Annotated in this window: 26 protein-coding genes; 8 read left to right on the top strand and 18 right to left on the bottom strand. The window is 65.4% G+C overall.

Going from position 1 to position 26,382, the window contains the following annotated elements:
* Position 1: 1 nt before the first annotated feature.
* Positions 2 to 472, bottom strand: coding sequence for a tRNA (adenosine(37)-N6)-threonylcarbamoyltransferase complex ATPase subunit type 1 TsaE (tsaE, locus tag N0B28_RS02305; RefSeq protein ID WP_058541593.1), 471 nt, complete (start codon positions 470 to 472; stop codon positions 2 to 4).
* Complete coding sequence (locus N0B28_RS02300) at positions 460 to 1,320, bottom strand: NAD(P)H-hydrate dehydratase (protein ID WP_058541594.1); 861 nt, start codon at positions 1,318 to 1,320, stop codon at positions 460 to 462. Before N0B28_RS02300 ends, tsaE begins: the two co-directional genes overlap by 13 nt.
* A gap of 64 nt (positions 1,321 to 1,384) precedes the next feature.
* Between N0B28_RS02300 and queG the strand changes: the two genes are divergently transcribed.
* A complete protein-coding gene (gene queG, locus N0B28_RS02295) occupies positions 1,385 to 2,452 on the top strand; it encodes a tRNA epoxyqueuosine(34) reductase QueG (RefSeq protein ID WP_043863541.1) in 1,068 nt (355 codons plus the stop codon).
* Positions 2,453 to 2,539: 87 nt separating this feature from the next.
* Here the strand turns inward: queG and N0B28_RS02290 are convergent, their stop codons facing one another.
* Entirely contained in the window at positions 2,540 to 3,154 is a 615-nt protein-coding gene (locus N0B28_RS02290; RefSeq protein WP_173925102.1) for a trimeric intracellular cation channel family protein, read from the bottom strand.
* Between the two features lie 90 nt (positions 3,155 to 3,244).
* A complete protein-coding gene (gene orn / locus N0B28_RS02285; RefSeq protein WP_043863543.1) occupies positions 3,245 to 3,787 on the bottom strand; it encodes an oligoribonuclease in 543 nt (180 codons plus the stop codon).
* Positions 3,788 to 3,887: 100 nt separating this feature from the next.
* Between orn and rsgA the strand changes: the two genes are divergently transcribed.
* A complete protein-coding gene (gene rsgA, locus N0B28_RS02280; RefSeq protein WP_043863544.1) occupies positions 3,888 to 4,919 on the top strand; it encodes a small ribosomal subunit biogenesis GTPase RsgA in 1,032 nt (343 codons plus the stop codon).
* Positions 4,920 to 4,922: 3 nt separating this feature from the next.
* Here rsgA and N0B28_RS02275 read toward each other — a convergent pair whose 3' ends face one another.
* The gene (locus N0B28_RS02275) at positions 4,923 to 5,210 is read right to left on the bottom strand and encodes a DUF3077 domain-containing protein (RefSeq protein WP_043863545.1); all 288 of its coding nucleotides are present in this window, start codon (positions 5,208 to 5,210) and stop codon (positions 4,923 to 4,925) included.
* A 681-nt stretch (positions 5,211 to 5,891) separates the two neighbouring features.
* On the opposite strand from N0B28_RS02275, the gene N0B28_RS02270 reads away from it, so the two are divergent.
* The gene (locus tag N0B28_RS02270) at positions 5,892 to 6,371 is read left to right on the top strand and encodes a toll/interleukin-1 receptor domain-containing protein (RefSeq protein WP_043863546.1); all 480 of its coding nucleotides are present in this window, start codon (positions 5,892 to 5,894) and stop codon (positions 6,369 to 6,371) included.
* Positions 6,372 to 6,438: 67 nt separating this feature from the next.
* Here N0B28_RS02270 and motB read toward each other — a convergent pair whose 3' ends face one another.
* Together motB and motA are read right to left on the bottom strand one after the other, a co-directional pair.
* Positions 6,439 to 7,455, bottom strand: a complete 1,017-nt coding sequence (gene motB / locus N0B28_RS02265; protein ID WP_043863547.1) for a flagellar motor protein MotB — start codon at positions 7,453 to 7,455, stop codon at positions 6,439 to 6,441.
* A gap of 3 nt (positions 7,456 to 7,458) precedes the next feature.
* Positions 7,459 to 8,310: a flagellar motor stator protein MotA gene (gene motA / locus N0B28_RS02260; RefSeq protein WP_043863548.1), complete on the bottom strand. Its 852-nt coding sequence runs from the start codon at positions 8,308 to 8,310 to the stop codon at positions 7,459 to 7,461.
* A gap of 148 nt (positions 8,311 to 8,458) precedes the next feature.
* On the opposite strand from motA, the gene N0B28_RS02255 reads away from it, so the two are divergent.
* Genes N0B28_RS02255 through asd form a run of 3 tightly spaced genes read left to right on the top strand, consistent with a single transcriptional unit; the run spans position 8,459 to position 11,708 of the window.
* Positions 8,459 to 9,979, top strand: a complete 1,521-nt coding sequence (locus N0B28_RS02255) for an HDOD domain-containing protein (RefSeq protein ID WP_275730118.1) — start codon at positions 8,459 to 8,461, stop codon at positions 9,977 to 9,979.
* 46 nt (positions 9,980 to 10,025) lie between these two features.
* A complete protein-coding gene (locus N0B28_RS02250) occupies positions 10,026 to 10,832 on the top strand; it encodes a rhodanese-like domain-containing protein (protein ID WP_043863550.1) in 807 nt (268 codons plus the stop codon).
* A gap of 9 nt (positions 10,833 to 10,841) precedes the next feature.
* Positions 10,842 to 11,708, top strand: a complete 867-nt coding sequence (asd, locus tag N0B28_RS02245) for an archaetidylserine decarboxylase (protein ID WP_043863551.1) — start codon at positions 10,842 to 10,844, stop codon at positions 11,706 to 11,708.
* A 153-nt stretch (positions 11,709 to 11,861) separates the two neighbouring features.
* On the opposite strand, the gene serB is transcribed toward asd, so the two are convergent.
* On the bottom strand, positions 11,862 to 13,076 hold the full coding sequence (gene serB / locus N0B28_RS02240) for a phosphoserine phosphatase SerB (protein ID WP_043863552.1): 1,215 nt from the start codon (positions 13,074 to 13,076) through the stop codon (positions 11,862 to 11,864).
* 135 nt (positions 13,077 to 13,211) lie between these two features.
* On the opposite strand from serB, the gene N0B28_RS02235 reads away from it, so the two are divergent.
* Positions 13,212 to 14,705 (top strand): histidine kinase, encoded by a 1,494-nt coding sequence (locus N0B28_RS02235; RefSeq protein WP_253087437.1) that lies wholly within the window; start codon positions 13,212 to 13,214, stop codon positions 14,703 to 14,705.
* 69 nt (positions 14,706 to 14,774) lie between these two features.
* Here the strand turns inward: N0B28_RS02235 and N0B28_RS02230 are convergent, their stop codons facing one another.
* The 9 genes from N0B28_RS02230 to N0B28_RS02190 all read right to left on the bottom strand — a co-directional run bounded on the left by N0B28_RS02230 (position 14,775) and on the right by N0B28_RS02190 (position 24,089).
* Complete coding sequence (locus N0B28_RS02230; RefSeq protein WP_275730110.1) at positions 14,775 to 15,485, bottom strand: PqiC family protein; 711 nt, start codon at positions 15,483 to 15,485, stop codon at positions 14,775 to 14,777.
* Positions 15,486 to 15,657: 172 nt separating this feature from the next.
* Positions 15,658 to 17,922 (bottom strand): DNA topoisomerase IV subunit A, encoded by a 2,265-nt coding sequence (parC, locus tag N0B28_RS02225; RefSeq protein WP_275730107.1) that lies wholly within the window; start codon positions 17,920 to 17,922, stop codon positions 15,658 to 15,660.
* Positions 17,923 to 17,932: 10 nt separating this feature from the next.
* Positions 17,933 to 18,451: a TIGR02281 family clan AA aspartic protease gene (locus N0B28_RS02220; RefSeq protein WP_078479871.1), complete on the bottom strand. Its 519-nt coding sequence runs from the start codon at positions 18,449 to 18,451 to the stop codon at positions 17,933 to 17,935.
* Positions 18,448 to 19,434 carry an esterase-like activity of phytase family protein gene (locus tag N0B28_RS02215; RefSeq protein ID WP_058541604.1) on the bottom strand — a complete coding sequence of 329 codons (987 nt, stop codon included), beginning with the start codon at positions 19,432 to 19,434 and terminating at the stop codon, positions 18,448 to 18,450. Before N0B28_RS02215 ends, N0B28_RS02220 begins: the two co-directional genes overlap by 4 nt.
* Positions 19,431 to 21,335 (bottom strand): DNA topoisomerase IV subunit B, encoded by a 1,905-nt coding sequence (gene parE, locus N0B28_RS02210; protein ID WP_275730101.1) that lies wholly within the window; start codon positions 21,333 to 21,335, stop codon positions 19,431 to 19,433. The genes N0B28_RS02215 and parE overlap by 4 nt, the downstream gene beginning before the upstream one ends.
* A 36-nt stretch (positions 21,336 to 21,371) precedes the next feature.
* The gene (locus N0B28_RS02205) at positions 21,372 to 21,980 is read right to left on the bottom strand and encodes a YqiA/YcfP family alpha/beta fold hydrolase (protein ID WP_043863559.1); all 609 of its coding nucleotides are present in this window, start codon (positions 21,978 to 21,980) and stop codon (positions 21,372 to 21,374) included.
* Positions 21,981 to 22,127: 147 nt separating this feature from the next.
* Positions 22,128 to 22,943 carry a 3',5'-cyclic-AMP phosphodiesterase gene (gene cpdA / locus N0B28_RS02200; protein ID WP_255000650.1) on the bottom strand — a complete coding sequence of 272 codons (816 nt, stop codon included), beginning with the start codon at positions 22,941 to 22,943 and terminating at the stop codon, positions 22,128 to 22,130.
* Positions 22,944 to 23,028: 85 nt separating this feature from the next.
* Positions 23,029 to 23,481 (bottom strand): DUF1249 domain-containing protein, encoded by a 453-nt coding sequence (locus N0B28_RS02195; protein ID WP_043863561.1) that lies wholly within the window; start codon positions 23,479 to 23,481, stop codon positions 23,029 to 23,031.
* Positions 23,472 to 24,089: an NUDIX domain-containing protein gene (locus N0B28_RS02190; RefSeq protein WP_043863562.1), complete on the bottom strand. Its 618-nt coding sequence runs from the start codon at positions 24,087 to 24,089 to the stop codon at positions 23,472 to 23,474. Before N0B28_RS02190 ends, N0B28_RS02195 begins: the two co-directional genes overlap by 10 nt.
* Before the next feature lie 182 nt (positions 24,090 to 24,271).
* Here N0B28_RS02190 and N0B28_RS02185 point away from each other — a divergent pair, with 182 nt between their 5' ends.
* The gene (locus tag N0B28_RS02185) at positions 24,272 to 25,018 is read left to right on the top strand and encodes an RsiV family protein (protein ID WP_275730091.1); all 747 of its coding nucleotides are present in this window, start codon (positions 24,272 to 24,274) and stop codon (positions 25,016 to 25,018) included.
* Here N0B28_RS02185 and cytX read toward each other — a convergent pair.
* Positions 24,987 to 26,270 (bottom strand): putative hydroxymethylpyrimidine transporter CytX, encoded by a 1,284-nt coding sequence (gene cytX / locus N0B28_RS02180; protein WP_054915741.1) that lies wholly within the window; start codon positions 26,268 to 26,270, stop codon positions 24,987 to 24,989. The genes N0B28_RS02185 and cytX overlap by 32 nt on opposite strands.
* Positions 26,271 to 26,382 lie beyond the last annotated feature (112 nt).

The following is a 26,382-nucleotide window of genomic DNA, read 5'->3' as shown; positions in this document are numbered from 1 at the left end:
TCTAATTGATATCCAAGGCCAGAGCGGCACACCAGGCTTCACCGCGAGAGCCCTGCGGCAACAGGTTCAGCGAACGCCCGTCCGCCTGGGGGCTTATGGTAATGGTCAGGTCGGGCTTTGGCAAAATGCCCGCCCCCTTCTGGGGCCACTCGAACAGGCACAGGGCGTCGTCTTCGAAGTAGTCGCGAATGCCCATGAACTCCAGCTCCTCCGGATCGACCAGGCGATACAGGTCGAAATGGAAGGCACGAATGTCGCCAATCTCGTAGGGCTCAACCACGGTGAAGGTAGGACTTTTCACCGCGCCGGTGTGTCCCAGACCACGGATGATGCCCCGTGACAGGGTGGTCTTGCCGGCCCCCAGGTCACCCTCGAGGAAAATCACGCCGTGACCCTTGGTCACCTGGGCGATACGGGCACCGAACTCACACATGGCCGCTTCGTCGGCCATAAACAGGGTTACACCTGACACGCTGAATGCTCCTCCAGAACTTGACGAATGACCGGTATCAGGTCGCTGGCCGCCAGCCCGCGACCTTGTACGCCCAGGCGCTCGCCGGCACAGGCGTGCAGCCACACCCCCAGGCAGGCGGCGTCCCAGGCCGGCATGCCCTGGGCCAGCAGCGCACCCAGCACGCCGCTGAGCACATCGCCCAGGCCGGCACCGGCCATGGCCGGGTGACCGCGCTGGCACAGTGCCAATTGCCCGGCCGGGTCGGCCACCAGCGTGCCGGCGCCTTTAAGCACACACACCGCCGCGTACTTGCGCGCCAGCTTGAGCGCCGCCCAGGAGCGATCGGCCTGCACCGCTTCGGTGGAAATCCCCAGCAGGCGCGCCGCCTCCCCCGGATGCGGGGTAATGATGCTGCCCGCCGCCAGCGGCAAGGGTGCTTGCGCCAGCAGGTTCAGCGCATCGGCATCCCACACCTGAGCGTGCCTGGCCGGCACCACCGCCGAGAGCAGGCTGCGCCCCCAGGCGGCCTGCCCCAGTCCGGGTCCGACCACCAGTACGGTGGCGCGTTCAATCGGCGCCATCAACTGGTTGGCCGAATGCACGCCCAGGCTCATCACCTCGGGCAGGCGGGCCAGCGCGGCGGGCAGTTGCTCGCTGCGGGTGGCCAGTGACACCAGGCCGGCGCCGCAGCGCAGCGCCGCCTCGGCACTGAGCAGCACCGCACCGCCCGTGCCACGGTCGCCACCGACCACCAGCACATGGCCGAAGTCGCCCTTGTGTGCGGCATTCGAGCGCGGCGCGAGGCTCGCCAGGGTGACGCTGGTGAGCACCAATGGCTGATTTGCAGGGTGTTTGGTCTGAGGCATGCGTCGTTCGGCTCCGATGTCTGGCAGAATTATACGCACCTGAGTCATCGTTGCCCTATTTCGCATGTCTGCTTCCCCCCTCGATCTACCCGCCCTCGCCCAATCGATCAAGGATTGGGGCCGTGAACTGGGCTTTGCGCACGTCGGCATTGCCGGTGTGGAGCTGGGCGAACACGAAAAACACCTGGAACGCTGGCTGGCCGAGGGCTATCACGGCGAGATGGAGTACATGGGCGCCCATGGCAGCAAACGCTCGCACCCCGACGAGCTGGTGCCGGGCACCTTGCGCGTGGTGTCGCTGCGCATGGACTACCTGCCGGGCGACACGCAGATGGCGCAGATGCTCGCCCAGCCCGAAAAGGCCTACATCTCGCGCTATGCGCTGGGGCGCGACTACCACAAGCTGGTCCGCAAGCGCGTGCAGCACCTGGCCGAGCGCATCCAGAAAGACATCGGGCCGTTCGGCTTCCGCGCCTTCGTCGACAGCGCGCCGGTGCTGGAAAAGGCCATTGCCGAACAGGCCGGGCTGGGCTGGATCGGCAAGAACACCTTGTTGCTCAACCGCAAGGCGGGCAGCTACTTCTTCCTCAGCGAACTGTTCGTCGACCTGCCGCTACCGGTGGACGAGGCGCAGGCCACCGAGCATTGCGGGCGGTGCAGTGCATGCCTGGACATCTGCCCCACCCAGGCCTTCGTGGGGCCGTATGTGCTGGATGCGCGGCGCTGCATTTCGTACCTGACCATCGAACTGAAGAGCGCGATCCCCGAAGAGCTGCGGCCGCTGATCGGCAACCGGGTGTTCGGCTGTGACGATTGCCAGATCGTGTGCCCGTGGAACCGCTTTGCCCGGCCCACCGGCGAAGCGGATTTCAAGCCGCGCCACGGGCTGGACAATGCCGGGCTGGCGGAGCTGTTCATGTGGGATGAAGAGACGTTTCTGGCCAGCACCGAAGGCTCGCCGCTGCGCCGGGCGGGGTATGAGCGCTGGTTGCGCAACCTGGCGGTGGGGCTGGGCAATGCGCCCTCGACCATACCGGTGCTGGAGGCGCTCCAGGCGCGGCGGGAGTATCCGTCGGAGCTGGTGAGGGAGCATGTGGAGTGGGCGCTGCGTCAGCATCAGGCACGCCTCTAGGCAGGCGGTGCGGCCTTCGCCGGCAAGGCCGGCTCCTACACAGGCCGGTACCGTCTGTAGGAGCCAGCCTTGCTGGCGAACAGGCCCTCAATGCTCGTCGTTGTACTGGAACTTCGGCATTTCCCAGCGAAACCGTATCGCCAGCAGCCTGAGCAGCAACCCGCCAAACAACGTCAGCAGAATCGCCTGCTCCCCCGGCACCTTGAAGTACACGCACCCCAGGTAGAACCACGCCGCCAGAAACGACACGCTGGCATACAGCTCACGCCGGAAGATCAGCGGAATGTCGTTGCAGAAGATATCCCGCAGGATGCCGCCAAACACGCCGGTGATCACCCCGCTGATCGACGCCACCAGCATGCCCTGGCCCATTTCCAGCGCGGTCATGCAGCCAATCAGGGTGAACGCCACCAGCCCCAGCGCATCGAGCACCAGAAACAGCGAACGCAGGTGGCGCATCAGCGGCGCGATGAAGATGGTGATCAAGGCCGCCACGCTGGTCAGCACCAGGTACTCCGGGTGCTTCACCCAGGTCAGCGGGTAGTGGCCCAGCAGCACGTCGCGCACCGAGCCTCCGCCCAGGGCCGTGACGCAGGCGATCAGCACCACGCCGAACCAGTCCATGCCGCGCCGCCCGGCCGACAGCGCCCCGGTCATGGCTTCGGCGGTAATGGCGATCAAATAGAGCATCAACAGCATGATGGCGCAGGTCCGTGCAAAGAGGCGCGCAGTCTACCCAGTTGCCCCAGGCACCAAAAGGGGGCGCGCCAACGATTGTTGGCGCAGTGCGGGTCAGAACTTGATGAAGTGCTCGCGGTAGTGGCGCAGCTCGGCGATGGATTCGCGAATATCGTCCAGCGCCAGGTGCGTGCCACCCTTCTTGAAGCTGTCGCGCACCTCGGGAGCCCAGCGTGCGGCCAGCTCCTTGAGGGTGGACACGTCCAGGTTGCGGTAGTGGAAGAAATTCTCCAGCTCGCGCATGTGGCGGTACAGGAAGCGACGGTCCTGGCAGATGCTGTTGCCGCAGATCGGCGACTTGCCCTTGGGCACCCACTGCTCCAGGAAGCGGATCGTCTCGGCCTCGGCCTCGGCCATGCTCACCTTGCTCTCGCGCACGCGCTGGGTCAGGCCGGAGTTGCCGTGGGTACGGGTGTTCCACTCGTCCATGCGCGCCAGCACCTCGTCACTGTGGTGGATGGCGATCACCGGGCCTTCGGCCAGGGTGTTCAGGTCACTGTCGGTGACGATGGTGGCCATCTCGATGATGACGTCGCTGTCCGGATCCAGGCCGGTCATTTCCAGATCGATCCAGATCAGGTTCTGTGGGTTCTGCATGATTCTGCTCCTCGGTAGGCGCGCAGTTTAGCCTAGTGGAGCGTGCTAGACTCGACGCCGTTGCACCCTCACATGCTTTGCTTGACGAAACGAGACCTACATGGCCAAACGCCAGCTCAATCGCCGCCAGAACTGGCGCATCGAAAAAATCCAGGGTGAGCGCGCCGCCCGCGCTGCCAAACGCGAACAGCACACGCTGGACACCCTCGAAGGCGGCGACCTGGGGCCTGAACAACTGGGCCTGGTGATTGCACACTTCGGCGTGCAGGTAGAAGTCGAAGCACAGGACGGCGACGTGGCCGGCCAGGTGTTCCGTTGCCATCTGCGCGCCAACCTGCCGGCGCTGGTCACTGGTGACAAGGTGGTATGGCGCGCCGGCAACCAGGGTATCGGCGTGATCGTGGCGCAGATGCCGCGCAGCACCGAGCTGTGCCGCCCCGACAGCCGTGGCCAGCTCAAGCCGGTGGCGGCCAACGTCGACCTGATCGTGATCGTGTTCGCCCCGGCCCCCGAGCCGCATGCCAACCTGATCGACCGTTACCTGGTGGCCGCCGAGCATGCCGGTATCCGCCCGCTGCTGCTGCTGAACAAGGCCGACCTGATCGACGAGCAGAACGCCCCGGCGCTGAATGCGCTGCTGGCGGTGTACCGTCAGCTGGGTTACCCGCTGCTGGAAGTGTCGGCGCACCATGGCGACGGCATGCAGCAGTTGCAGACCTTGCTCGATGGGCACATCAGCGTGTTCGTCGGCCAGTCCGGGGTGGGCAAGTCGTCGCTGGTCAACAGCCTGCTGCCCGATGTCGACACCCGCGTAGGCGAGCTGTCGGAGTGGTCGGGCCAGGGCCAGCACACCACCACCACCGCGCGGCTGTACCACTTCCCGGGTGGCGGTGAGCTGATCGACTCGCCGGGCATTCGCGAGTTCGGCCTGGGGCACGTGAGCCGGGCGGACGTGGAGGCCGGCTTCATCGAGTTCAACGACCTGATCGGCACCTGCCGCTTCCGCGACTGCAAGCACGACCGCGAGCCGGGCTGTGCGCTGCTCAAGGCGCTGGAAGACGGGCGCGTGCAGCAGCAGCGCATGAACAGCTATCGCTCGATCATTGCCAGCCTGCCGCAGGACAGCTACTGACGGTCATGGCGCAGGCGTTTGTTCGATGAACATCGCGTGCGCCACATCCTCGACCAGGGCCTTGGACATGCCGCTCAGGTAATGTGCCGCCCAGACAAGCGTGCCATCCGGCTCGATGCCGGCTTGCAAGGTGAGCTTGTAGGCGCAACTGAGCAGCAGGGCCGATTGTTCCAGGGCGAAGTCGGCGTTGTGGCCGGCTTGCACGCGAAACAGGCGCTCGGCGGTGGGGCCGCCCTCGCCTTCGCCGAAAGTGCCGACGCCTAGTGTCTTGAAGACTGAGCTGTTTTCCATCTGTTATCTCCCGACGACTTTCTTAATTGGCTCTACGGGCGTCTTCGCCGGCAAGGCCGGCTCCTACAGGTACTGCGAGCCTTTGTAGGAGCCGGACTTGCCGCCGAACGAGCGCGCAGCGCTCGCGATCAGTGCACGAGAGGATGTCTTCGAGGGGCAGATTGGCGTATTGGGGTGGATCGGGGACGATTTTCAACATGACCAACTCCAGTATCAGTGGAGCTACCACGCTTTGCTGTCAAACAAATAGGTGGCAGCTGTACGCGGGTTGACAGACCGAGGATACCGGAACTCGGCGCACACGAAGTGCCCCACGCACAGCCGCCATAAAGCGATGCACATGTGGTCCGAAATCAGTAACGGCCTGTCAAAACCGGTCGTTGAACACCAACGACGCAACGCAGACTAGATCGCTACCGTGACCACCGCAATGGCGGGAAAGCGGCAAAAGTATGATTGGGAAGGGGCCTACAGGGAATAGGGAAATTCCGAAGATTCGCCTTACGCGGACACCTGTAGGAGCCGGCCTTGCCGGCGAAGGCGTCAGTTGTTGCAACACATTTGTAGGCCTTTTCACCCAGGCATGTAGTCCACCTCCTGATTCAATCCCACGCCTTGCACCACGCGTCGTAATCATCAAAGGTATCCCGCACCAGATTTGCGCCCACCACGGACCTCCGGATGCCAGTCTCACTCCTCTACTGCCGCAACGACCTGGCCGCCGCCATGGCCATCGGCGAGCACCTGCGCCTCGAGGGCCTCGCCACCTGCCTGGAGGCCATCGACCCCCAGGCCGACGATGCCTGCACCCTCACCACCCTCATCAGCCGCAGCCTGCACGGCTGCACCCACCTGATCGTGCTGGTGTCGGGCAACACCTGCGGCGCCTGGTGGGTGCCCTTCGCCCTGGGCGCCGCAGCGCTGGCCGACCGACGGGTCGCCACGTTCCAGCTGGGCGAGCCGGCCAGCCCCACCTACCTGGGCGAACTGCCGACCATGGCGCAAGCCACCGACCTGGACCTGTTCGTCAGCGCGTACCGCCTGGAACACACCCTTGGCCGTGCCCTCAACCTGCCCACGCAGGCCGCACCCGGCGACAATCGCTGCAATGCCCAGCACTTCCAGGCCGAGCTCAAGGCCAGCATCGGTCGCGGCTACTGAAATGCCGAACCCCACACAGCACAACGCCCGCACGGATCACTCCATGCGGGCGTTGTCGGCTGCCGGCTCACTGCGGCTTGTTGGGCTCGTCCATCTTCAACACGCCATCCTCGAAGATGTTCAGCTTCTCGCGCAGTTCACGCGGCTGCATCGGCTCGGGCTCGGGCGTCGGTGCCGCAGCGCCCGGCGCAGGTGCCGCGCCCGGCTGGGCTGCGTCCGGCGGCGTCGGCGAGGTCTGTTCGCCTTCGATGGTGCGCTGGGCCTTCTTGGTCAGCACGATGATGTCGATACGACGGTTCACCGGGTTGAGCGGGTTCTCGCGGTCGAACAGCGACGACGATGCATACCCCACCACCCGCGCCACCTGGGCATCCGGATAGCCACCGGCCACCAGCGCCCGACGCGCCGCGTTGGCACGGTTGGCCGACAGCTCCCAGTTGCCGTAATCACCGGTGCCGGCGTAGGGCTTGGCATCGGTGTGGCCGCTGATGCTGATCTTGTTCGGCACCGCCTTGATGGTGTCGGCCATCGCCAGCAGGATGTCCTCGAAGTACGGCTGCAGGCGCGCACTGCCCAGGTCGAACATAGGCCGGTTCTCGGCGTCCATGATCTGGATGCGCAGGCCGTCCTGGGTGATCTCGAACAGGATCTGGTCCTTGAACTTCTGCAGTTGCGGGTTCTCTTCGACCTTGTTCTGCAGCTCCTGCAGCACCAGGTTCAAGCGGTCTTTCTCGACCTGCTCGGCCATGCTCTCGACCGCGTCCTTGTCCAGCTGGATGCTGGTGTCAGGCGTCGGCTCGGACTGCACTTCAGGGTTGATGGTCTTTTCCGGGGCCAGCTCCGGCGAGCCGCCCAGGTCGATGATATACGGGGTGCCACTCTCGGAGAACCCGATGGGGTCCTTGAAGTAGCCGGCAATCGCGATCTTCTGCTCGGGCGTGGCGGTGGACAGCAGCCACAGCACAAGGAAGAACGCCATCATCGCCGTGGCGAAGTCGGCGAACGCGATTTTCCAGGCGCCGCCGTGATGGCCGCCGCCGAAGCGCTTTACGCGCTTGATGATGATCGGCTGATTGTTTTCCATGGATCAGCGACCGCGAACTGCTTGTTCCAGCTCGGCAAAGCTTGGACGGTGCTTGGGGAACAGCACCTTGCGACCGAACTCCACCGCCAGCGATGGCGGCATGCCGGAGGCCGACGCCACCAGTGCGGCCTTGATCGCCTCGTACACGTTGACCTCTTCCTTCGCGTCGTGGGCCAGGGAGGTGGCCAGCGGGCCGAAGAAGCCGTAGGCCGCCAGAATACCGAAGAAGGTACCCACCAGCGCCGCACCCACGTGCAGGCCGATGGACTTCTGGTCGCCCTCGCCCAGCGAGGCCATGGTCACCACGATACCCAGTACCGCCGCCACGATACCGAAGCCGGGCATGCCGTCGGCGATGCCGGTCACGGCATGGGACGGGTGGTCGAGCTCTTCCTTCATGCTCAGCAGTTCCATGTCGAACAGGCCTTCGAGCTCGTGCGGGGCCATGTTGCCGGTGGACATGATGCGCAGGTAGTCGCAGATGTACGCGGTCATGCGCTCATCCTTGAGTACCGCCGGGTACTTGGCGAAGATCGGGCTGGCCGCGGCGTCTTCGATATCGCCCTCGATCGCCATCATGCCTTCGCGCCGGCTCTTGTTGAGGATCTCGTAGATCAGGCCCAGCACTTCTATATAGAAGGTGTGCGAGAAGCGCGAGCCGAACATGCTCAGCGACTTCTTGATCACGTGCATGGTCATGTAGCCGGGGTTGGCCTGCAGGAACGCACCAAAGGCGGCACCGCCGATGATCAGCACCTCGAAAGGCTGAATCAGGGCCGCGATCTTGCCGTGAGAAAGAACGTATCCGCCAAGCACGCTCGCGAATACGACAATGATGCCGATAATTTTAGCCATAGATTGGAAGCACTTACTGTCGTGGTCAGGGTCGGGGGCGGAAGTTCGTAAAACTCTTCTTCTACTTATCGGCAGTTCTGCGCCAGACTATAGCCAGTCAAGGCGAAAAGCCAGTTCGGCCACCTCCCAGCATGCCTAGTGAACTCACGTGCCAACTCAAATTCCAAAGACCCTAGACGCCTGGATCAAACTGCTCGACAGCGTGCAACTGCCGGTGCCGCTGGACAGTCACGAGCGGGTAAAAGCCGCCATCGGCGACAGCCGCCGCTCGCTGCGTGACATCGCCGATCTGATGCAGGACAGCCCCGCGCTGGTGCTCAGCGTGATGCGCGAAGCCAACCGGCATACCCACGCCAGCATGGCCGAGCCGGCCGAAAGCCTGGAAATCGCCCTCAACCGGCTTGGCCTCAAGCGCGCCGAAGAACTGCTGCTGCGCCTGCCCACCGCGCCGCCGGCGCAGATCCCCAAGGCCCTGCGCCACCTGCAGATGATCAGCCTGCATGCCAGCCAGCAGGCCAGCGGCCTGTTCGCCAGCCAACTGGCACGGCTGTGGCAGGAGATCCACTGGGGCAGCCTGCTGTTCCTCTCGCCGTTGTGGACCCTGGCCCTGGCGCACCCCAAGCTGATCGAGGAATGGGAAGTGCGCGTGGTGCACCGCGGCGAGCCGGCCCTGCGCGTGGAGCGCGAACTGTTCGGTGTACCCCTGCTGGCGCTGTGCCGCGCCCTGGCCGACTACTGGCGCCTGCCCAACTGGGTCACCCAGGGCTACCACGTGCTCAGCGAAGAACGCCGCCTGCTGGTCAAGGTCATGCACATCGCCCGCCTGCACGACAACCCGCTGCGCCAGCAACAGCTGCTGGACGCCGACCCGGCCCTGCGCCGCTGGCTCAACCAGCCGGCCAACACCGTACTGCTGGCCAACGGCCTGGCCCTGGCGGCGCAGCACGCCTGGGACTGCCCGCACAGCCAGCGCTGGCAACGCCTGACCAGCCTGTACCTGCAGGTGCCGCTGAGCGAGGTGCAGCAACAGGTGCACCAGCAGGCCGCCAACAGTGCGCGCCTGCACGCCGACGACGACCTCTACCACCCCGCCGAATCGCTGATCTGGCCGACCGGCTCGCACTACTTACACCGCCGCCTGCGGCCTGCCGACGTGCCCTCGACCGAATCGCTGGGGGCCTGGCGCAAGTACTGCGCCGACCTGCTGGTGGAGCCCAGTGCGTTCACCAACGCCATGCACCTGACCACCTACGCCCGCGATGCCCTGGTGGCCTGCGGCATGCAGCGGGTGATGATGCTGATGGCCGACAAGGGCATGACCCACCTGCGCGTGCACCAGATCGCCGGGCTGCCCGCCGAGGCCGGCGGCCTGGTGGTGCCGCTCGCCCAGAGCAAGCTGCTGCAACGCCTGCTGACCCAGTCGGCACAACTGCGCCTGACCCCGGACAACTATGCCCAGTTCGGTGCCCTGCTGCCCGGCACCCTGCGCGTGCTGTTCCGTGGCCAGCACCTGCTGCTGCGCTCGCTGTCGAGCAACGGCAAGGTGGTGATGGTGGTGCTGGCCGACCAGGGCGGCGGCCCGTTCTCGGAGATCAGCGTGCAGGCGTTCGGCAAGACCGCCCAGTGCATCGAGCGCGCCCTCACCGCCTTCAGCAACCGCAGCACCTGACCCATGCGCTACAATCGCCCACTCTGTTCCGATCTGGAGACTCTGGATGACTGACTTTTCCGGCTTGCCCCTGGTGATTGAACCCGCCGACCTGCAAGCCCGCCTGGATGCGCCGGGGCTGATCCTGGTCGACCTGACCAGCACGAAACGCTATGGCAGCGGGCACATTCCCGGTGCGCGCTTCGTCGACCCCAAGCGCACCCAGCTGGGCCAGCCACCGGCGCCCGGGCTGCTGCCGAGCCAAGGCGACCTGGAAAAGCTGTTCGGCGAGCTGGGGCACAACCCGGACGCCGTGTATGTGGTGTATGACGACGAAGGCGGCGGCTGGGCCGGGCGCTTCATCTGGTTGCTGGATGTGATCGGCCATACCCGCTACCACTACCTCGACGGTGGCGCGCTGGGCTGGACGGGCGAGCTCTCGACCGATGTGCCCGCGCCCGCTGCCGGCAGCGTCAGCCTGACCCTGCACGAAGCCCCCACCGCCACCCGCGAATACCTGCAAAGCCGCCTGGGCGCTGCCGACCTGGCGGTCTGGGATGCCCGCAGCCCGCAGGAATACCGGGGTGAGAAAGTGCTGGCCGCCAAGGGCGGACACGTCCCGGGCGCGGTCAACTTCGAGTGGACGGCCGGCATGGACCAGAACGATCACCTGCGCATCCGCAAGGACATGCCCCAGATCCTCGAGCAGCTGGGCATCACCCGCGACAAGGAAGTGATCACCCACTGCCAGACCCACCACCGCTCCGGCTTCACCTATCTTGTGGCCAAACACCTGGGCTACCCACGGGTCAAGGCCTATGCCGGCTCATGGGGCGAATGGGGCAACCACCCCGACACGCCTGTAGAAGTTTAAGGAAATTCAATGAAATCCCGCTTGTTCATCATCAGCCAGTACCTGCTGCCCCACCACCTGCTGTCGCGCCTGGCCGGCTGCGTGGCCGAATGCCGCGTGAAATGGTTCAAGAATGCCTTCACCGCGTGGTTCGCCAAGCGCTACCAGGTCGACATGTCCCAGGCCCAGGTCGAAGACCTGACCGCCTACGAGCACTTCAACGCATTCTTCACCCGCGCGCTCAAGCCGGATGCACGCCCGCTGGACCAGACTCCGGGGGCGATCCTGTGCCCGGCCGACGGCGCTGTCAGCCAGCTGGGCCCGATCGAGCATGGCCGCATCTTCCAGGCCAAGGGCCACAGCTTCAGCGCCCTTGAGCTGCTGGGCGGCGACCCGGCCAATGCTGCGCCGTTCATGGGCGGCGAATTCGCCACCATCTACCTGTCGCCCAAGGACTACCACCGCGTGCACATGCCGCTGGCCGGTACCCTGCGCGAGATGATCTACGTGCCGGGCCGGCTGTTCTCGGTCAACCAGACCACCGCCGAAAACGTGCCGGAACTGTTTGCGCGCAACGAGCGCGTGGTGTGCCTGTTCGATACCGAGCGCGGGCCGATGGCCGTGGTGCTGGTGGGCGCGATGATCGTGGCGTCGGTCGAGACGGTATGGGCCGGGCTGGTCACGCCGCCCAAGCGCGAGCTGAAGACCTTCCGCTACGACGAGGCAGCGCGTGCACCGATCCACCTGGAAAAAGGCGCCGAGCTGGGCCGCTTCAAGCTGGGTTCGACGGCTGTGGTGCTGTTCGGGCCAGAGCAGGTGAAGTGGGCCGAATCGCTGGGTGCGGGGTCGGTGGTGAACATGGGCGAATGCCTGGGGTTGCCGGCGCAGCACGCCTGACCCAACAAAAAGCCCGCAGCGATGCGGGCTTTTTTGTGCCTGGCTGTCGGGCCTCATCGCGGGTCAAGCCCGCTCCCACAGGGGCTGCACGGCCTTCTGGAGCGATGGCAAACCTGTGGGAGCGGGCTTGACCCGCGCAGCGGCCGCGCTTTCTCAGTCGCGACCGTCGCGATCCCTGAAGCCCAGCAGATACAGCACCCCATCCAGCCCCAGCGTCGAGATCGCCTGCTTGGCCGACTGCTTGACCAGCGGCTTGGCCCGGAACGCCACGCCCAGGCCGGCAATCGCCAGCATCGGCAGGTCGTTCGCACCGTCGCCCACGGCAATCGTCTGCTCCATCTGCAAGCCTTCCTTGCGTGCCAGCTCGGTCAACAGGTCAGCCTTGCGCTGCGCGTCGACAATCGGCTCCACGGCTACGCCGGTCACCTTGCCGTCCACCACTTCCAGCTCGTTGGCGAACACATAGTCGATGCCCAGCTTGGCCTGCAGCTGCTTGGCAAAGTAGGTGAAGCCACCCGACAGGATCGCGGTCTTGTAGCCCAGGCGCTTGAGCTCGGCGAACAGCACCTCGGCGCCCTCGGTCAGGCGCAGCGAAGCACCGATCTCGTCCAGCACGTTGACGTCCAGGCCCTTGAGCAGCGCAAGGCGTTCCTTGAAGCTGGCACGAAAATCCAGCTCGCCACGCATGGCACGCTCGGTGATTTCCGACACCTGCTCGCCCACGCCTGCCGCCTTGGCCAGCTCGTCGATGACCTCGGCCTCGATCAGGGTGGAGTCCATGTCGAACACCGCCAGGCGACGGTTGCGGCGGAACAGCGAGTCCTGCTGGAAGGCGATGTCGACGTTCAGCTCCTGCGCCACGCTGAGGAACTCGGCACGCAGGGCCTGCGGGTCGGCCGGCTCGCCACGCACGGAGAACTCGATGCAGCCCTTGCCCTGGTCGGCCGGGGTGTCCAACGCGATACGACCCGACAGACGGTCGATATGGTCGATGTTCAACCCGTACTGGGCGGTGATGGAGCTCACCCGCTGCAACTGCTCGGCAGTGACCTTGCGCGTCAGCAGGGTCACGATGTGGCGGGCCTTGCCCTGGCCGTCGACCCACTGCTGGTAGTCCTGCTCGGAAACCGGGGTGAAGCGCACCTGCTGGTCCAGCTTGTACCCGGTGAAGAGGATGTCCTTGAGCACGGCGCTGGCCTGCTCGGTGCTGGGGATTTCCACCAGGATGCCGAACGACAGCGTGTCGTGGATGACCGCCTGGCCGATGTCGAGGATGTTCACCCCGCCCTGGGCGAGCACGCCGGTAATGGCCGCGGTGAGACCCGGACGGTCCTCGCCGGTGATGTTAATCAGAACGATTTCGCGCAAAACGGGCTCCGACACAGTGACAAAACGCGCATTCTACCCACTTTCGCAGACCATCGGGCGCAGTCGATACTTTGCCGGCCCATGCCCTGTCGCTATACTGCGCAGCACCTTCTCCGACATAAAGAGCCGCGCTCTGTGAACCGGCCCACGCCAGTTAAAACCGACAATTTCTTCCTGCTGATCTTCCGTGCCCTGCGCCAGCGCCGTGTGCCGTTGGCCTTGCGGATCGCCTGCCACAACGTGTTTCTGGTAGCGCTGGCGCTGGTCATCTACGCCGGGGTCATGGGCCTGCAGTTCAAGCAGGCCATGCACGAGCAGGCCGACGCCCTGGGTCAGAGCCTGACCACGCAGACCGCCACGTCTGCCACCGAACTGCTGGTGTCCAACGACATCCTCAGCCTCAACGTGCTGCTCGGCAACCTGGTGAAGAACCCGCTGGTGGCCCATGCCGCCATCTACAGCGTCGACAACCGGATCCTCGCCGAAGCCGGCCAGCGCCCGAAAAACGGCCTGCTGGGCGAGGTCGAGGGCCTGTACCAGACCAAGATCACCTTCCAGGACGTGACGGCCGGGCAACTGCGCATCAGCCTGGACATGAGCCAGTTCCAGCAGCCGCTGACCATCAGCCTGCAGAGCATGGGCATTCTGGCGGCGATCCTGCTGGCCCTGGCCCTGGCCTTGAGCCTGCGCCTGGGGCGCTTCATTTCGACGCCGCTGCTGCAACTGCGGGTGTGGCTGCGCGACCTGGATGCCTACACCCCGGCCACCGACCGCCAGGACGAGATCGGCGATCTGGCGCGCCAGCTGCATTCGCGCTTTGCCCCGCCACCGCCGGAGCCTGAAGCAGAGCCCGAGGAAGAAGACGACTACGACGAACACGAAGCGCAGCCGGCCTTGCAGGTGCGCAACCTGCGCGAGCCGGCGCTGGAGCCCAAGCCGGCGCTGCCCAGGCCAGTAGCGCATGATGAAGACGACGACGAGGCGTTTGCCGACCTGCGCGACGACAGCGATGCCGCACCGCAGGCTGTAGTACCCACTGCGCCACGCGAGCCGCAGGCCAGTGCGGTGCTGGCGGTGCAACTGGGCTCCCAGGAGCAACTGCGCCGCCTGCCTCGGGCACGTCTGACCGAACTGCTGGACCGCTACCGCGACTGCCTCGACCAGGCCGCGTCGCTGTATGAAAGCGAAGTGCACACACTGAACGATGGCAGCACGCTGCTGTTGTTCCACAGCTCGGAAAGCGGCGAGGACTACCTGACCAACGCCATCTGCTGTGGCGAACTGCTGCGTGCCCTGGGGCATGCGTTGCAGGTGGAAGTGGCCGACAGCGGGATTACCCTGCAATTGCAGCTGGGCCTGGCGCTGGGTGAAGACCTGCACGGCCTGAGCCAGATCGACCTGCTGCTGACCGACAAGGCCCAGGATGCCCTGGCGTTGTCGCAACACAGCCGCAACCTGCTGCTGGTGGAGCGCAAGGTCAGTGATGATGCGCTGATTCGCCAGCGTGCCCGCATCCGCCCGATTGCCAGCCCTGAAGGGGCGTGCTGTGTGGAGCGCCTGATGGAGCCGTATCCGTCGATGCTGGAGCGCCAGCTGGCACGGATGCACGAGCGCCAGATCAAGACCTGAGGCCCCGTAGGAGCCGGTTTCAACCGGCCACAAAAAAGCCCGCATCGCTGCGGGCTTTTTTGTGGCCGGTTAAAACCGGAACACTTCCATCTCGGTACGAATCGGTGTCGCCATCGGAATCTTCGGCTTCTCCGGCTCCTTGCGCACCTGCTGTACCGGCGTGGCCTTCTTCGGCTGTTCCTGCACGATCGGCGGCTGATTGGCCAACGGCTTCAACGCCACGCTCAGCTGCTCGGCCAGACGCTGCAGCAGTTGCCCCTGCGCCTGTACCTGCGCCGCCGAGCTGCCTTCATGGGGCTGCTCGAAATGCACGATGCGGTTGTCACGCACCTGGCCACGACGATCAAGCAAGCGCCACTGGGCATCGAGGATCGCCGGCTGGCCGACGCCCGAGTCCAGGCGCGTGATCGACAGCAGCACCTGCACATCCGGGTTGAACCCGGTGCTGGCCGGTGCCAGCACCACACGCTGGCTGTCCAGGCGCCAGGCCAGCTGGCGCACCAGCAACTGGTCGATGTCGGCCGACAGGCTGCCCGCCCAGCGACCATCGGTCGCCGCCGTCAGGCTGCCGTCACGCTGGCGTTGCAGCAGGGTTTCGCGTTGCAGGTAGTCGGCCACCGAGACCGGCCCCAGCACCACGGCCATGCCGTTGCTCTGGCCAGGTTGCCCCGGCTCGCCACTGTCGAGCTGATACAGCGCTACCGGCTGGTGCATGCTGCACCCGGCCAAGCCCAGCACGCCACTGAGCAGTAGAACAAATGGAAGGCGCAGAAAATTCATCATCCCATCCAGGCGGCCGCCACACGGCTTGCCGCAGTGATACTCATGAATACGTCGGGCACACAGCTACGCTGGCACCACAAGGGGCCTATCATCCGCGAAAGTTCCGTGCGACTCCAGTGTTTAAGCCGCAAACGGTCACTAAAATACCCGTTTGCGGCCACCAGGTCGCTTATTCGACGTTTTCCACCAGCAGCGCATCGACCCGCTGGAAGCCGCGCGGCAGCTTGTTGCCACGCCGCCCACGCTCACCCTTGTAGTGCTCCAGGTCATCGCCCTTGAGCGACAGGGTACGCTTGCCGGCCTGCAATACAAGGGTCGAACCCTCGGGAATCACTGCCAGGTCGGTGACAAATTCTTCACGACTGGCCACGCGATCGCCCGGAATGCCGATGATCTTGTTGCCCTTGCCCTTGCCCAGCTGTGGCAGGTCGCTGATCTTGAACACCAGCAGGCGCCCTTCGGTGGTCACCGCCGCCAGCCAGTCCTGCTCGCGGTTGCCCACCGGGCGCGGCAGGATCACCTTGGCGTTGTTCGGCAGGCTCAACAGGGCCTTGCCGGCCTTGTTCTTGGCCTGCAGGTCTTCGCCCTTGACCACGAAGCCGTAGCCGGCATCGGAGGCAATCACGTACAGGCCGTCATCCTCGGGCATCAGCACGCACTCGAACGAAGCACCGGGCGGCGGGGTCAGGCGACCGGTCAGCGGTTCACCCTGGCCCCGTGCCGACGGCAGGGTGTGCGCCGGCACCGAGTAGCTGCGGCCGGTGGAGTCGATGAACACCGCGTACTGGTTCGAGCGCCCCGCGGCTGCGGTCTTGAAGCCGTCGCCGGCCTTGTACGAGAGCCCGGTGGCATCGATGTCGTGGCCCTTGGCCGAACGTACCCAGCCCTTCTCGGACAGCACCACCGTGACCTTTTCGTTGGGCAGCAGGTCGTGCTCGGTCATCGCACGGGCTTCGGCGCGCTCGACGATCGGCGAACGACGGTCGTCGCCATAGGTTTCGGCGTCCTGCAGCAGTTCGGTGCGCACCAGTTTCTTGAGCTTGGCTTCGCTGCCCAGCAGCGCCAGCAGCCTGGCCTGTTCCTTGAGCAGTTCGTCCTGCTCGTTGCGCAGCTTCATCTCTTCCAGACGGGCCAACTGGCGCAGGCGCGTGTCGAGGATGTAGTCGGCCTGGATCTCGCTCAATGCAAAGCGCTCGATCAACCTGGCCCGTGGGTGCTCCTCGGTACGGATGATGTGGATCACTTCATCCAGGTTGAGGTAGGCGATCAGCAAGCCGTCCAACAGGTGCAGGCGACGCTCCACCTTGTCCAGGCGGAACTGCAGGCGACGGCGCACGGTCTGCACGCGGAACTGCAGCCACTCGACCAGCAGCGTGCGCAGGTTCTTCAACTGCGGCTTGCCGTCCAGGCCGATGATGTTGATGTTGACCCGGTAGCTGGACTCAAGGTCGGTACTGGCGAACAGGTGCTGCATCAGCGCTTCGTGGTCGACGCGGCTGTGCACCGGGATGATCACGATGCGGCACGGGTTCTCGTGGTCCGATTCGTCACGCAGGTCGGCCACCTGCGGCGCCTTGGACGGCTTGGCCTGCATCATCGCGGCGATCTGTTCCAGCACCTTGGCGCCCGACACCTGGTGCGGCAGCGCGGTGACCACGATGTCGCCGTCCTCGATGTGGTACACGGCGCGCATGCGCACCGAGCCACGGCCGGTTTCGTAGATTTTCAGCAGGTCGGCGCGCGGGGTGATGATCTCTGCTTCGGTCGGGTAGTCCGGGCCCTGGATGTGCTCGCACAGCTGTTCGACCGTGGCCTTGGGCTCGTCGAGCAGGCGCACGCAGGCGGTGGCCACTTCGCGCAGGTTGTGCGGCGGCACGTCGGTGGCCATGCCCACGGCGATACCGGTGGTGCCATTGAGCAGGATGTTCGGCAAACGTGCCGGCAACACCAGGGGCTCGTCGAGGGTACCGTCGAAGTTCGGGCCCCAGTCCGCAGTGCCCTGGCCCAGCTCGCTGAGCAGCACCTCGGAATAGCGCGACAGGCGCGCTTCGGTGTAGCGCATGGCCGCGAAGGATTTGGGATCGTCCGGCGCACCCCAGTTGCCCTGGCCGTCGACCAGGGTGTAGCGATAGCTGAAGGGCTGCGCCATCAGCACCATGGCTTCATAGCAGGCCAAATCGCCATGCGGGTGGAACTTGCCGAGCACGTCACCGACGGTACGCGCCGATTTCTTGTGCTTGGAATCGGCGTCCAGGCCCAGTTCGCTCATGGCGTAGACGATGCGTCGCTGCACCGGCTTCAAACCGTCGCCGATATGCGGCAGCGCACGGTCCATGATCACGTACATGGAATAGTTGAGGTAGGCCTGTTCGGTGAAGTCAGCCAGTGACCGGCGCTCTACGCCATCGAGGCTGAGATCAAGGGAGTCGCTCATGCGGGCCTCATCATTTCAAGGTCTGGCGCAGCAGCAAGGTGCCGCCGCGCTGGGTAAATTCGAGTTGTTTCAGGGCACTCATGCCCAGCAGTACCTGCTCGCCGTCCAGCCCCGGCACCACCAGGGCGCGTACGTCGCGCAGCAGAATATCGCCCAGTTGCAGGCTGTCGAGGCGGGTGCGATAGCCCTCGGTACGACCATTGGCGGTACTCAGGGTCACGGGCGCACCACGCTCCAGGCTGAACTGCCGGGCCAGGCTCTCGGGGATCGCCACGTCGGTGGCGCCAGTATCCAGCAGAAAATGCACGGCCTGGCCGTTGATCAGACCGTCGGCCACAAAATGCCCCTGGCCATTGCCCAGCAGCCGCACCTCGACATAGCCATCGCCGTGCTGCGAGCTGATCTGGCTGTTGGGGTTGGCCTGGCGCTGTTCCCAGTCGCCGAAAAAGCGCGTGGCCAGGAACAGGCCGGCCGCCCACGCCAGCACCAGCATCACCCGGCCGGCACGCTTGCCCGGTGCCTGGCTCACGGTTTGGCGCTCCAGCCGCCCTGGGGCGCTGCAAAGCGCCACACGATCGGGCGGTTTTCGCCATCGGCGCGGCGACCGCCGTTGTTGTCCAGGCCTATCCAGGCACCCTTGGCATCGATCACCAGGGCCTCGGCCAGGCCGAACGGCTGCGAATACTGCCGCGATTCGATCAGGGCATCGGCAGCGAACGACCAGCAGCGCTCCACGCTTCCAGTGTCGGCATCACGCCGGCAGATACGGTAGGCATTGCGCTCCAGGGTGAACAGCTTGCCTTCGAACAGCGCCAGGTCGGCAAAATCCCGGGGCCGCTCGCGGGCGTTGGGCATCTGCGCAGGCTGCATCTCGGTGCCGGCCTCGCTGAGCAGCACGCAGCCATCACCGCAGTGCCAGGTGGTCTGCTGGCGATTGATCGAAATCAACCCGCGGCGCTCGCGCTCGGCGGCCAGCCACAGGCGATCGCCGGCCGGGTTCACGGCGATGCCTTCGAACAATGCATTGAAGTGCAGCAGCATGCCGCTGGCGCGCGCCTGGCGGACCATGCTCGGGTCGATCTTCAGCCAGCTGGGGTCGCCTGCGACCGGTACCTTGAGCACCGCCACATGGGTTTCGCTGACCAGGTAGTGATTGCCTGCGGCATCGCAACTGATGCCTTCGAAATCCAGCTCGCCGCCGCGAACGTAGGACATTGCCCAGTTGCTCGAGCGCAGGCCCCAGGGCAGGCCGCTGTCCGGCACCGGCGGCACCTCCAGGCGAATACCTTCGGCCTGCCACACCGTCTGGGTGGTGTCCAGGCGGTACAGCAGGTCGTCGTCGCGGTCCGAGACGGTCCAGAGCTCGCCGTTGCACAGGGCCAGCCCCGACAGGTTGCCGCCACGCATGCCCTCTACCGGATGCTCGCTCTGCATCGCCAGCTCCGGCCAGGTTTCGGCCAGCGCCGGCACACCCAGCAGTGACAACAGCGCTGCCAGGCACCGAGCGATCAAGCCAGTACCTCGGCCAGGTTGCCTTTGGTCTCCAGCCAGCTCTTGCGGTCGCCCGCACGTTTCTTGGCCAGCAGCATGTCCATGATCTCGCGGGTGCCTTCGAGGTCTTCCAGGGTCAACTGCACCAGGCGCCGGGTGTTCGGGTCCATGGTGGTTTCACGCAGCTGCGGCGGGTTCATCTCGCCCAGGCCCTTGAATCGGGTGACCTGCGGCTTGCCGCGCTTCTTCTCGGCCACCAGGCGGTCGAGGATGCCGTCGCGTTCGGCCTCGTCCAGGGCGTAGTAGATCTCCTTGCCCAAGTCGATGCGGTACAGCGGCGGCATCGCCACGTACACGTGGCCGGCCTCCACCAGCGGGCGGAAGTGCTGCACGAACAGGGCGCAGAGCAAGGTGGCGATGTGCAGGCCGTCGGAGTCGGCGTCGGCCAGAATGCAGATCTTGCCGTAGCGCAGCTGGCTCATGTCGGTGGCACCGGGGTCGACGCCGATGGCCACCGCGATGTTGTGCACTTCCTGACTGGCCAGCACTTCGCCGCCGTCGACTTCCCAGGTGTTGAGGATCTTGCCGCGCAGCGGCAGGATGGCCTGGAACTCCTTGTCGCGCGCCTGCTTGGCCGAACCACCGGCCGAGTCACCCTCGACCAGGAACAGCTCGGCGCGCATCGGGTCCTGCCCGGCGCAGTCGGCCAGCTTGCCCGGCAGTGCCGGGCCCTGGGTCACGCGCTTGCGCTCGACCTTCTTGCTCGCCTTGAGCCGGCGCCCGGCGTTGTTGATCGCCAGTTCCGCCAGTTGCATGCCCACTTCGGGGTGGGCGTTGAGCCACAGGCTGAAGGCATCCTTGACCACGCCGGAAACGAATGCGGCGGCCTCGCGGGACGACAGGCGCTCCTTGGTCTGGCCGGAGAACTGCGGCTCCTGCATCTTCATCGAGAGCACGAAGCTGATGCGCTCCCACACGTCCTCGGGGGCCAGCTTGACCCCGCGCGGCAGCAGGTTGCGGAACTCGCAGAACTCGCGCATGGCATCGAGCAAGCCCTGGCGCAGGCCGTTGACGTGGGTGCCGCCCTGGGCGGTGGGGATCAGGTTGACGTAGCTTTCCTGCACGCTGTCGCCGCCTTCGGGCAGCCACAGCAAGGCCCAGTCCACGGCCTCCTTGTTGCCCGCCAGGCTGCCGCAGAACGGCGCGTCGGGCAGGCGCAGGAACTCGCTTACCGAGTCTTCGAGGTACGAGCGCAGGCCGTCCTCGTAATGCCACTCGACCTTCTCGCCGGTGCCTTTGTCCTCGAAGCTGACCAGCAGCCCCGGGCACAGTACGGCCTTGGCCTTGAGCACATGCTTGAGGCGGCTGATGGAAAACTTGGGCGAGTCGAAATACTTGGGATCGGGCGCGAAGTGCACGCTGGTACCGGTGTTGCGCTTGCCGACGGTACCGATCACTTCGAGCTCGGTGGCCTTGAAGCCGTCGGCGAAGGTCATCTGGTACTCGTTGCCGTCGCGCTTGACCCGTACCCGTACCTGGTTGGACAGGGCGTTGACCACCGAGATGCCCACCCCGTGCAGGCCGCCGGAGAACTGGTAGTTCTTGTTGGAAAACTTGCCGCCGGCGTGCAGCTTGGTGAGGATCAGCTCGACGCCCGACACGCCCTCTTCGGGGTGGATGTCCACGGGCATGCCGCGACCGTCGTCGGACACTTCCAGCGAATGGTCTGCATGCAGGATGACCTGCACGGTGCGAGCGTGGCCGGCCAGCGCTTCGTCGACGCTGTTGTCGATGACTTCCTGGGCCAGGTGATTGGGCCGGCTGGTGTCGGTGTACATGCCCGGGCGCTTGCGCACCGGGTCAAGGCCGGAGAGGACTTCGATGGCGTCTGCGTTATAGGCGCTAGCGCTGGGATTGGCCATGGGTTCTCGTCGTCAGTCGTAGGTGAAAATAATCAGTCAAAGTACAGAAAAATCGAATGCCTGGTACACCTGCGGTGCAATGCCGGCAAAGCTCAGCATGGCCGGCAGGTGCTGCGCGAAGCCCTGGAAGCTGTGGTCGCCACCGGCCTCGATGCGTAGCGCACAGGCCCGATAGAAGGCCTGGGCACGGCGGTAGTCCAGGGTTTCATCGCCCGTCTGCAGCCATACCTGAAAGCGCTCGGGGTCGCTCGGTGCGGGCACTTCCAGCTCGGCCAGGGCCTGCACGTGGTCCAGTGTCAGCTCCCAGGTTTCCCCGGTGTAGAAATTCTGCTGCGGGCCCAGGTAGCCGTCGAACAGCTGGTGCGGATTGACGGCCGGGTTGATCAGCAGGGCCTTGAGCCCGTGGCGCTGGGCCAGGTGGGTGGCATAGTAGCCCCCGAGCGAGCTGCCGACCAGCAATGGCGAACCCAGCTCGGCGATGGCACGTTCAAGCTGCGCCACGGCCTGGCGCGGATGGTTGTCCAGCAGGGGCACGCGCAGCTGCCCGGCCAGCCCCAGCTGCTGCATCACACTGCTCAGCTGGCTGGCCTTGGTCGAACTGGGCGCACTGTTGAACCCGTGGATATAAAGAATCGAACCCGACATGATCGCCCCCGATGCCCATGCAACGCCCGTCGCAACGAGCACAAAAGACGCGCAGTTTAGCCTGTTCGAGAAGCCTTGAGCGGCAACTTTCAAACATCAGGTTACAACCGGGCGGTGATATTCGCGTTCACTTGCAGCTTGCAGCGCTCAGTACCCACTGCTGCCGTAATCGACGGTGAAGGCAAAGTCGGTCACGCGCGAGACCCCGGTCTCGAGCCTGCCGTCGTCATGCAGGCGCAGCCAGCGATACCCCGGGGCCTGGTCGCCCACCTTGAAGTCTTCACTGCCCGGCTCGAACTGAATGCAGGTGGACGGCGAGGCGAGCAGACGCACACCGTCACGCAGCTGGTCCCACTCCTGGTGGATATGCCCCCAGAGCAGCGCGCGCACCTGTGGATAACCCTTGAGCAGGTCGAACAGCACATCGGCGTTGCGCAGCCCGATGGGCGCCATCCAGGCGCAATCGATGGAAACCGGCTGGTGATGGAAGCAGATCAGGCAATGGCGCTGCGGTGCGGCCTCCAGGGCCTGCCTGAGCAGTTGCAGCTGATCGTCTGCCAGCAGCCCCGGCACCGAGCCGCACACGGCCGAGTTGAGCATGATCACCCGCCAGGCGCCGGCATCCACCACCGGCTCGAGCAGCGCGCTGCCGCGTGCCACCTGCGCCATGGGGAACGGTTCGTCGTGATTGCCGGCCAGCCAGCGGGCCGGGGCCGGAATCCTTCCGCTGAGGGCCAGAAACTGCAGATAGGATTCGACGCTGCCATCCTGCGACAGGTCGCCGGTGGCCAGCACCAGGTCGACCACCGGCTGTTCGTCGAGTACCCGCTCGACCACACGGCGCAGGCTGTCGCGGGTATTCATGCCCAGCAGCGTGCCTTCGGCTTCGGCGAACAGATGACTGTCGGAGAGCTGCACCAGCAGCACCGAAGCGTCACGGGAAGGGATGATCGAGTGCGGCAAGGCCGTCTCCTTGGGCGGATTCTGCACGATTATGGTGGGAATGCAGGCAACGGCAAACCCCGCGCCCACGACACCGGTCACATTTTCAGCGAACCGCTTCCAGTTCGTGGCCGCAGGCCAGGCAATGGCTCAGCCACTCGCCCAGGAACAGGTTGAGCTGGGCCTTTTCGTCCGGCTGGTGCATGGCCGCATTGGGGTATGGGTAGACACTGCGAAAGCGCCGCGCATGCTCGGCACTGACCACCTCGGCCATGCGCGCGTCGTGGTACACCTGCACCTCCAGCTGCGGCACCGGCAGCCACGGCAGGCTGTGCTCCTGGCGCACGCGCAGGGTGGTGGTGTAAGGGCAGGCCAGCACCACGTCGAGCACCAGCACGCCGAGCATCTGGTCACCCTGGGTCATGCCGATGCGGCGCGAGCTCTGGGTGGTGCGCATGTCGGGCAACAGTCGCATCAGGCGCGCATAGTTGGCCTCGCAGGCAGCCTGCAAGCCGACCAGATCGACCCGGTAGCGCTCGCGCAACAGATTCACGACCACAGCCCCCTGACTTCATCACGGTTCAACGCCAGCCATTGCAGGGCAATGATGCTCGCGGCATTGGCAATGCGCCCATCGCGCACGGCCTGCAACGCATCCTCGAACGCCCAGGCCTTCACACGAATGTCTTCGCCCTCTTCTTCCAGCCCGTGCAGGCCGCCCGCGCCGTCGCTGTGGCAACGCCCCAGGTACAGGTGCACGAATTCATCGCTGCCGCCGGGCGACGGAAAGTACTTGGTCATCGGCCACAGCGCACTGAATGTCAGCCCAGCTTCCTCCTGCGCCTCGCGGTGCGCAACCTCCTCGGGCTGTTCGTCCTTGTCGATCAGACCGGCGACCAGTTCCACCAGCCAGGGGTTGTCGACCTTGCCCATGGCGCCGACACGAAACTGCTCGATCAGCACCACTTCGTCACGCTGCGGATCGTAGGGCAGCACGCACACTGCGTCGTGGCGCACGAACAGCTCACGGCTGATCTCGCGGCCCATGCCGCCGGCAAACAGCTCGTGGCGCAGGTGCAGCCGGTCGAGCCGGTAAAAGCCCTTGAAGCAGTTTTCGCGCCGCACGATCTGTACGTCGGTCGGCATGGCCTTTGGCTTGTCTGTCATGGATACCTCGTTACCCCATTACCACGTCGCGCCATCCTAACCTGCACACTGCGCGGTTTCACCCCTTTAAAACAATCGTGCGGGCTGCGAGGATAGGCGCAGCCTTTCTTGTCAGCTTAGTGGCGAACCGACGGCATTGCCGACGGTCCAAGCCCGATTACCGTTGCACTACAAGGATCATCATGTCACTTGCGAAATTAGCCTGCGTGACCGCCCTGGCCTTGACCCTGGGCGCCTGCCAGAGCCTGTTCCAGCCCAACATGCGCGTGCCGCTCGAGGTCAAGCGCGACAGGTGGGAGCACATCAAGCCGGGCTGCACCGCAGCCGACTGCCCGCTGGTGAACATCGACACGGTGCACTTCCCCACCAACACCAAGCTCGATGCGATCGTCGAGCGCAGCCTGCTCAAGCTCACCAGCGATGGCGAGGGCGCACCGTTGCCGGCCTCGCTCAAGTCCTACGAGGACAGCTACCTGCAATCGGCCCAGAGCCGCAACAGCAGCTACCTGCAGGCCAAGGTACGCGAGCAGCATGACGGCTTGGTGATCATCGAGTTGTCCAGCTACCTGGACACCGGCGGCGCGCACGGCATGCCGGGGCGCGGCTTCATCAACTATTCGCGCCAGCAGGACAAGGTGCTGACCCTGCAGGACATGCTGGTGCCGGGCCAGGAGGCAACCTTCTGGAAGACCGTCGAAGAGGCCCACAAGGGCTGGCTGATCAGCACCGGCATGGACAAGGACGCCGAGTTCGTGAAGAACTGGCCATTCCAGAAGTCACCGCACGTCGCCCTGACCTACGGCGCGGTGGTGGTGAAGTACGAGGTGTATGCCATCGCCCCGTACTCCATGGGCCACATCGAGCTCAAGATCCCCTACCCGCGCCTGAACGGCGTGATCAGGCCCGAGCTGTTTCCCGGCCGCGGTTGAAGCCCAGCAACAGATGCAGCGCCCCTGCCAGCAGCAAGGCTGGCAGGGTGGCGCCAACGTCTGCGGCGTAATGCGCCAGCACATGGTAGGTCGCCACGCCACAGGCCCACGCCACCAGCGCCCCGTAGTGCAGGCCGTCGACCACACCCGGCAGGCGACGCCGGCGCAGCACGTAGTGGTCGCTCAGCACCACACCGAACAGCGGCGCGAACACCGAGCCGATCAGCAGCAGGAAGTTCTCGTACTGGCCCAGCGGCGCGAAGCAGGCGATCAGGGTGCACACCACGCCGATCACCAGTGCCAGGTGCTCGACCTTCACGCCTGACAGCAGGCTGCTGGACACCGCCGCCGAGTGGATGTCGGCAAAGGCCTTTTCCGACTCGTCGAGCAGCACCAGCAACAGCGGGATGCCAAAGCCTGCGCCGGCCAGCGCCAGCAGCAGGGTGCTGGCTTCGCCATCGGTGGCGAAGGCCAGGATGTAGGCCACCCCCAGGCTCATCATCCACAGGTTGCCGATGAAGTAGCCCAGTGCGGTACCCACGAACACCTGCCCCGAATGCCTGCCGAAGCGCGAGTAGTCGGCAATCAGCGGCAGCCACGACAGCGGCATGGCGATGGCGATGTCAAAGCCCACCCCCAGCGACATCGAGCCGTCCCCGGCGCGCGCCCACAGGGCAGCCAGGTCGGCCTTGGCGAACAGGTTCCAGGTCAGCCACAGGCAGGCGCCCAGCAACAGCCAGATGCCCCATTTGCGCAAAATGCGGCGCACGAAGGTCAGCGGGCCAGCCACCGCCAGCGCGGTGGCCAGGGCGCCGAAGCACAGTGCCCACAGCAGCGGGCTGACCCACAGGCTGTCGGCGCCGAAGGCCCGCGCACCCAGCAGGCTGGCGGCGTCGCGCATCACGATGATTTCGAACGCGCCCCAGCCAACCAGTTGCAGCAGGTTGAGAATGGCCGGCAGCGCCACGCCGTGGCGGCCCAGGCTCAGGCGCAGGGTGCCCATGGCCGACAGGCCGGTGTCGCTGCCGATGACGCCGGCGGCGGCCAGCAGCAGAACGCCGACCAGCGTGCCGAGGGTGATGGCCAGCAACGCGCCGGACAGGCCCAGGCCGGGGCCGAGCAAGGCGCCGGTCTGCAGCACCATCAGGCCGATGCCGAGGGAGAACCACAGGGAGAACAGGTCCCGCGCGCCGAAGACGCGCTGGCTGTCGGGAATGGGGGAATCGGGGGAGTAGTGGCTGGGTGTGCTCACGATCAGGGCTCGGCAGGAGAGTGGGGGTTGGATTGCAGGACGCTTTCGCCGGCAAGGCCGGCTCCTACAGGGATTCGTCTCGCCTGTAGGAGCCGGCCTTGCCGGCGAAGGG

This window comes from Pseudomonas sp. SD17-1 (assembly GCF_029201585.1).
Taxonomy (GTDB): Bacteria; Pseudomonadota; Gammaproteobacteria; order Pseudomonadales; family Pseudomonadaceae; genus Aquipseudomonas; species Aquipseudomonas palmensis.
This window is presented reverse-complemented; position numbering and strand designations above follow the sequence as displayed.